At 67.1% G+C, this 7,183-nt stretch carries 7 protein-coding genes; 4 read left to right on the top strand and 3 right to left on the bottom strand.

The genetic code is table 11. From position 1 onward, the window contains the following. Positions 1-117: 117 nt before the first annotated feature. Together AKL29_RS10890 and AKL29_RS10885 are read right to left on the bottom strand one after the other, a co-directional pair. The gene (locus AKL29_RS10890; RefSeq protein WP_050384167.1) at positions 118-2,799 is read right to left on the bottom strand and encodes a molybdopterin-dependent oxidoreductase; all 2,682 of its coding nucleotides are present in this window, start codon (positions 2,797-2,799) and stop codon (positions 118-120) included. Continuing rightward, on the bottom strand, positions 2,796-3,470 hold the full coding sequence (locus AKL29_RS10885; RefSeq protein ID WP_050384166.1) for a TetR/AcrR family transcriptional regulator: 675 nt from the start codon (positions 3,468-3,470) through the stop codon (positions 2,796-2,798). Before AKL29_RS10885 ends, AKL29_RS10890 begins: the two co-directional genes overlap by 4 nt. Positions 3,471-3,653: 183 nt before the next feature. On the opposite strand from AKL29_RS10885, the gene AKL29_RS10880 reads away from it, so the two are divergent. Next, on the top strand, positions 3,654-3,887 hold the full coding sequence (locus AKL29_RS10880; RefSeq protein WP_028333132.1) for a DUF6894 family protein: 234 nt from the start codon (positions 3,654-3,656) through the stop codon (positions 3,885-3,887). A 9-nt stretch (positions 3,888-3,896) separates the two neighbouring features. Next, positions 3,897-4,076, top strand: a complete 180-nt coding sequence (locus tag AKL29_RS10875) for a hypothetical protein (protein WP_028333133.1) — start codon at positions 3,897-3,899, stop codon at positions 4,074-4,076. A 12-nt stretch (positions 4,077-4,088) separates the two neighbouring features. Here AKL29_RS10875 and AKL29_RS10870 read toward each other — a convergent pair whose 3' ends face one another. Beyond that, positions 4,089-5,018: a helix-turn-helix domain-containing protein gene (locus AKL29_RS10870; protein WP_050384165.1), complete on the bottom strand. Its 930-nt coding sequence runs from the start codon at positions 5,016-5,018 to the stop codon at positions 4,089-4,091. Positions 5,019-5,381: 363 nt separating this feature from the next. Here AKL29_RS10870 and AKL29_RS10865 point away from each other — a divergent pair, with 363 nt between their 5' ends. Next, the gene (locus tag AKL29_RS10865) at positions 5,382-6,332 is read left to right on the top strand and encodes a helix-turn-helix domain-containing protein (RefSeq protein WP_050384164.1); all 951 of its coding nucleotides are present in this window, start codon (positions 5,382-5,384) and stop codon (positions 6,330-6,332) included. Between the two features lie 87 nt (positions 6,333-6,419). Next, on the top strand, positions 6,420-7,183 hold a 764-nt coding region (locus AKL29_RS10860), incomplete at its 3' end, for an NAD(P)/FAD-dependent oxidoreductase (RefSeq protein ID WP_244481922.1).

Raw genomic sequence — 7,183 nt, 5'->3', positions numbered from 1 at the left:
GACTGGCGGCGAGATCGATGATGGCGCCGCACGACAGGCCGCTGCGGCGGCGCTCCGACAGATCGGTGCCGGCGGCGCGGAATTCGGGCGCGAATATGACGTCTGCAGTCGCGACACTCATGCGGCATCCCTCCCTTTCAGCGCGGCGACGATGCGATCGGGCCGGATCGGAATCTCGGTGAGGCGGACGCCGATCGCGTTGTGGATCGCGTTGGCGACGGCGGCCGAGGTCGGCACCGTCGACGCCTCGCCGATGCCGACGCTGTTGCCGAGCACATGGTCGAAGCCCGCTTCGTCGAAATGGACGTCGATCTCGGGCGTGTCGGCGATCCCAGGGATGCGGTAATCCTCCATCCCCGCGGTCAGGACGTCGCCGGTCTTCGGATCAAGCTCGCGCGCCTCATAGAGTGCGTAGCCGAGGCCCTGGATCACCGCGCCGCAGGCCTGGCTGCGCGCCAGCGCGGGCGCTGCGATCTTGCCGACCGCGATGCCGGTATGCACGTTGAGCACGCGGACATGGCCGAGCCAGGTGTCGACCTCCACCTCGATCACCTGCACCGAGCTCGGCACGCCGGCGCCGACCGCGATGTTCGAGAAGCGGCGCATCATCCAGCCGAAGACGAAGCCGATCAGGCCGACTTCGCGCAGCGGCGAGCGGATGCCGGGCGCGGTGTTCTTGCCGTCCTCGCCGCGCGTCTCCACCACCGCGATGTCGGGCGAGCGTGCGATCAGCTCGCGCCAGGGCGCGTTCGAGCCGGGCGCCGGCTTTCGCGTGGCCTGTTCGAGCATCGCGGCCTTCAGCTTCCGCACTGCCTGCAGCGTCGGCGGCATCACCGAGGCGGTGACGCGGCTGCCGCCGGAGCCGGGGCCTTCGGGCAGCGAGGAATCGCCGATCCGCACATCGATCTCACCGGGTTCGAGATCGAACTCGCGCGCGATCGCGTCGGCAAGCACGCTGCGGGTGCCTGTGCCGATGTCCTGGGTCGCCGTGCTGGCGACGATGCGGCCGCCCTTGACCGCGACCTCGACCTTCACCTTGGGCTGCCACAGATAGAGCCAGTAGCCCGTCGCGACTCCGATGCCGCGGCGATAGCGCCCGTTCTGCGTCGGCTTGCGGTTGCGCCAGATCTCGAGCGCGGATGCCCAGTCGTAGAGCCGCTGCCGGTTGGGATCGGGATCCCAGCGCTTGCGCAAGGCGATCGGATCGACGTTGAGCCGCAGCGCGGCCTCGTCGATCGCCTGTTCCACGGCGAACGCCATCGGCGGTCCGCCGGGGCCGCGGAAGGCGGCGCCGGGCGGCAGATTGCTGATGACGTCGAAATCCGAAAGATCCTTCGCCTCGGCCGGATAGATCAGCCGCGCCAGTCCCGCGATGGTCGAGTTGGTCGCGGCGCCGGTATCGGCATGCGCGGTGACCGAGAGCGCCTTCAGGCCGCCTTGCTCGGAAGGCAGCAGCGCGACCTTCAACTCCGCGGCCGGCCGATAACCGGCGACCGAGAGTTCTTCCTGGCGATCATAGGCGACCCGCACCGGCGCTTTCGCCATGCGCGCCAGCTCGATCGCGGCAATCGCCTCGGTCCCCAGGCTCGCCTTCGAGCCGAAGCCGCCGCCGACATGCTCGGCGATCACGCGGACCTTGTCGTGATCGAACTTGTAGCGTTTTGCGATCTGCTCCTTCAGGTGAAACACCTGCTGGGTCGAGGCGTGCAGGGTTAGCCGGTCGCCGTCGAAGCGCGCCACCGCGGCGTGGGGCTCGAGACAGGCATGCTGCTGCGTGGCGGTGCGGAAGGTGGCTTCGACGAGTAGCTTGTTGTTGGCCTGGCGCGCCTCGTCGACCCAGTTGCGGGCCTTTTTTGCGCGTGTCGAGAACACCGCGGTCGGCCCGCGGATGTTCTGCTTCCAGGGCGCCGGTCCGCCGGCCGCTTCCGAGACGTTACCGGCCCGCTTGCGGCTCGCCTTGTCGAACACCACGGGCGCGTCGTCCTTGCGTCCGGCGTCGAGCCCGACCACTGCGGGCAGGCGTTCGCTGATCAACCTGATCGCGGCCAGCGCGGCAAGCGCGCTCTTACGGTCCTTTGCGGCGACCGCCGCAATAGGCTCGCCGACATAACGCACAATCCGGTCGTCGCCGAGCAGCGACACCGCGGTAACGCCGGGGAGCGCGCGCGCCGGCGCGAGATCGAGCGTGGTGATGCGCGCATGCGCCTCGCGCGAGCGCAGGATCAGGCCTTCGAGCTGGCCGTCATGATGGATGTCGACGGTATATTTCGCCGCGCCCGTCACCTTGTCGCGCGCCTCGATGCGAGGCGCCGTGACGTGATCGCCGTCGAAGCGGCCGGCGCAGGCATCCGCCACCGCACGGAAGATCCCGTCATAGGCGCCGCAGCGGCAGAGATGGCCGGACAGCGCCGCGCCGATCTCCTCGCGCGACGGCACCGCCGTTCCCCTGGTCGAGCGCCAATGGTCGCAGAACGCGGTCGCTTCCACGATGAAGCCGGGCGTGCAGAAGCCGCATTGCAGGGCGTCATGCGCCATGAACGCCTTCTGCACCGGATGCAGACCGGACGCGCCGATGGCTTCGACCGTCGTCACCGATTTGCCGGCGGCGGCGTGTGCCGGCATCAGGCAGCTTGCTACCGGCGCGCCGTCGACCAGCACGGTGCAGGCGCCGCAGACGCCGGCGCCGCACACGAGCTTGGTGCCGGTGAGCTCGAACTGGTCGCGCACGATGTCGATCAAGAGCGCATCGGGATCATCGGGCAGGGATTCGACGCGGCCATTGACGGTCGTCGTGCTCATGGATGTCCTCCGCTTGTCCTGCGTGTCGGCCTCTTGGGGATTGCCGCCTTCTTGACAGGCGGTTTTTGCGATTTTGGCAAAGGTTTCGGCTTGGCGCCGGCGCAGAGCGTCCGCACCATGATCGCCATGTCCTTCAGGAACGCATCCGCCGGCTGCATCGCCGGATACTGCGACTTCGCTGCGTACATCGCCATCTCGACCAGCCGCGCGAATTCGGCCGGCGGGAGGTCCTGCGGCAGCGCGAACTGCTGCTTGCGCACGATCCGCGTGATCGTCGCGACCATGCGCTCCGCATATCGCGCGGCGTAGGTCTGGTAGAGGTCGCGCGCGTGCACGAGGTGCTCGGAATACAACTCCTCGAGATGCGGCGAGCCGTCCAGCGAGCCGATCATGGTCGACATCCGCGCGGTCATGCCCGCGGCGAGGATGTCGCCGAGATCACCGCCCGCGGTCTCCGCCGCGGCAACGGCGGTCTCCTCGGCCGCGATCGCGCTCTCATGCACGCGCTCGATCACGGCGCGGAACAGCGCTTCCTTGGATTCGAAGTGGTGATAGAGCGCCTGCCGCGTCAGGCCGGCCGCCTCGGCGACCTGCTCGATCGAGGAGCGGCGAAAGCCGTGCCGGCGGAACACCAGCATGGTGGCATCGAGAATGCGGGTTTTCGGTCCCATTTGACGATTTTGACAAATATAGAAGAACTGTCAAATCGCGATTTGGTGAGGAGGCTGTGCTGGGGGCTTGATCACCATTCCGCGAGGCCCGCGCCCATGTGAACCGCCTTGCGAATGGTCGCGTCGAAGAAACGTGGAGCTCCAAAGACGACCTTCTCGTCCGGAGCTTGCGAGGATACGCACATGACCCAGGTCTTCTTCCATTGCTCGACCACGCACGGGGTGCTGATGGATCGCCGCGGCACCTCGGTGACCAGCCTCTCGGAGGCATGCGAGGCGGCGACGTGCATGATGCGATCGCTGGTCGCAACGGTCAGCCTGGAAGACTGGCGCGACTGGGTCGTGCATGTCAGCGACGAGTCCGGCGAGGAGATCGTGATCCTGTCCTTCGCATCCGTGCTCGGCAAGCCGCACTGAGAGGGCGCCATGCTGTCACCGCACGCATCATTGCTCGCTCTGCGCGACAGCTGGAACGCGATCACGACGGGCTTGCAGAATCTGATCGCGCGAATTCGCGATCCCTACCGGCCCGAGCTGCACTACATGCGCGGACCGGGTCCCAAATGGCACGCCAAGCATGCCGTGCGAGCCGCGCCGGCCGGTTGAACGCGGCGCTGTTCAGCTCTCGCTTCTCGCCGGGCGGTGCATCTCGCGCCGCCACGCCGCCGGGCTGACGCCGACCACGGCGGAAAACACCCGCGTGAAGTGGCTTTGATTGGCAAAGCCGGCCGTAATCGCGATCTCGGACAGCGACAGGTCGCGCGCCGCCATCAGCTGCTTGGCCACCTTCAGGCGCTGCTGAAGCAACCATTGGTGCGGCGGCAGGCCGGTGGAGATGCGGAAGGCGCGCGAGAAATGGCCGACCGAGAGACCAAACTCGGCTGCGATCTGCTGCAACCGGATTTTCCCGCCGAGGTCGGACGCAAGCCTGTCGCAGGCCTGCTTCGCTTGCCATGCGGCAAGGCCTCCACGGGCCGGCGCGGTGATGCGCCGCAATCCGCCATAGGTCTGCGCGACATGCGCAGTGAAGGCGAGCATCATGTGATCGACGAAAAGCTGGTTCGTCTCCTCCGGCCGCTTTAACGCTTCAAGCAGCGAGGCACCGAGATGTCGGATGACGCCGTCGTCGTGGCCGATGCCGGGCTCATATGCGAGCTCATCGACGCGCGGTGCGCCGGCCTGCCTGGCGACGTCGTCCAGCGCCGAACGCGGCAGATAGAAGAAGATCGAATGGAACGGCTTGTCGATCACGTAGCGCGGATCGCGCTTCAGGTCGTACAGATAGGTCGCGCCGCGGCGGATGTTCGATTTGGTGACATACCGGCCCTGCTCCCAGCATTCGCAATCGTCGTAATCGCGAAACTTGAGGCTGACGAGGTAGGCGTCGTCGGCGGGCAGCGAGCCGGACATATCCCGCACCGGGCTGTCATTGCGGGTTTCGGTCACCGCGAGCTCGGCGCTGCGCAGCGTACGCGTGATCAGCGAGGGCGCGTCCTTCAGTTGCAAGGGCTCTCCGAGCCTTCGTCCGTAGACGCCCGCCTGTGCCATTCTCGAAAATTTCCGCCTGCGAACCCGACCGGGTCTGCCGTGACCGGCATCCTGCGCGGTGATAGCTCATTAGCGAAAATCGGCAAGGCGCCGTTCGGCGCATCACGCGATGATGAACGGCCGGCCGACTCCGCCGCGGCAATTATTTCAAAATGATTTCAAGGCGTTTTGACGGTTTGATCCGTCGGGGCCACGAAATGCCGCACCTCCGGCGCGGCGCAGAAACGGACAAAGCATGGTGGTTTCAGGAAAGACGCTCGAGCCGCGTCGCGTTTAGTACGCTCCGACAGTTCCGCGCCTCATCGGTCGACGGAGCGGCCCGCAGGGAGGGAGCGCATGAGCCTTCAAACGCGAGCACGCCTCATGAGCAAGCCTGTCCTGCACCATCCTTTGCGCGAGCCTCCGCCCGCCGCGACTGGCACTTACCAGAACACCGTCCCAGTTGCCGAAGGGCGTCCAGATGCGGAGATGGCCCGCGTGCTCGGCACCACGCCCTTTCGCATGGCTCTGGATTCATCCGGAGCGGGAATCGCCCATTGGAAGCACAAGCCGTTGCACGACGTCGTCGAGCCGATGACCCATCACGTCATCATGGCCTATAGCGGCGCGATGCAGCGGATCGAGCGGCGAACGGGACGATCGGTCGCGATCGGAACCTTCCGTCCCGGCGTCGTGATCATCATCCCCGAGGGATCAAGCTCCCGCTGGGATATCCCGAAGCCCGCTGATATCGTTGTTCTCTATCTTCCCCGCAAGACGATTCAGCGCGTGGCCGACCAAGCCGGCGGCGGCGCTCCGATCGATCTGCTGGAGCGGACGGCGCATCCCGATCCGATCACATCCCGCCTGCTGCTCAGCGCGGCCGACGTCCTGGATGGCAGTGCGGCGCTGGATACGCTATTCAGACAGCAACTGACGGACCTGCTCGCCACGCGTCTCCTGGCCGCGCATACCGGCTCTCCCACCCCGATCGGGCCGACCACGGGAGGGCTCTCGCCGACGGTGCTGCGCCGCGCCATCGAGCGGCTGCGCTCGGACAGCGACGCCGATGTCTCGCTCGCGGCGCTGGCGACCGACGCCGGCCTGTCGCGCTTTCACTTCTGCCGTGCATTCAAGGAAAGCACCGGGCTCTCGCCGCATGCCTGGCTGCGCCAGCACCGGCTCGAGCAGGCCATGAACATGCTGCGCGACACCGACGCATCCGTGGTCTCGATCGCGGCCGCGCTCGGCTACGGCTCGCAGACTGCGTTCGCCGCCGCGTTCAGGAAGCTGACCGGGGAGACCCCGAGCGACTGGCGGCGGCGTCTGCGGTAGCCGCAATCGCTCTTCAGGTCGCGCAATCGCTCTGGGGCACTCGCAAATCCAATTCGCTACATCACTGCCATCCAGAGGAGACATCATATGCGAATTGTCATCATCGGCGCCGGCTTTGCCGGCATGTATGCCGCGCTCTCCGCGGCCCGCCTGCGCGACATCAAGGGCGTCTCGCCCGAGGAGCTCGAGATCGCGCTGGTCGCGCCGGAGCCGACCCTGGTGGTGCGCCCGCGGCTCTACGAGCCGAAGCCGGAGACGCTGACCGCGCCGCTGCTCGACGTCTTCAACGCGATCGACGTCGTCTATGTGCAGGGCAGCGCCGAAGCCGTCGACACCAAGGCCCGCACCGTGCAGATCGTCACCGCCAAGGACGCGCGCAAAACGCTACCCTATGATCGCCTTGTGGTGGCAACCGGCAGCCGGCTTTTCCGTCCGAACGTGCCCGGCCTCGCCGAGCATGGCTTCAGTGTCGACAATCTTGCGGACGCGATCGCGCTCGACCGTCATCTGCACGACCTCGCCAGGCAGCCGGCATCAGCGGCGCGCGACACCGTGGTCGTTGCCGGCGGCGGCTTCACCGGCATCGAGGCGGCGACCGAGATGCCGGCGCGGCTCCGGGACATCCTCGGCAGCGACACCAAACCGCGCGTCATCATCGTCGATCGCAACGTGGCGATCGCGCCCGACATGGGCGAGGGCCCGCGCCCGATCATCGAGGACGCGATGCGCAAGCTCGGCGTCGAAGGCCGCTTCGGCGCCGGCGTCGCCGAGGTCAGCAAGTCCGGCGTCACGCTTTCCAACGGCGAGCATATCGAGGCCGCGACCGTGGTCTGGGCGGCGGGCATTCGCGC

It is taken from the genome of Bradyrhizobium pachyrhizi, from assembly GCF_001189245.1.
Classification (GTDB): domain Bacteria; phylum Pseudomonadota; class Alphaproteobacteria; order Rhizobiales; family Xanthobacteraceae; genus Bradyrhizobium; species Bradyrhizobium pachyrhizi.
The sequence above is the reverse complement of the archived record's forward strand: the minus strand, read 5'-3'. Positions and strand labels throughout refer to the sequence as shown.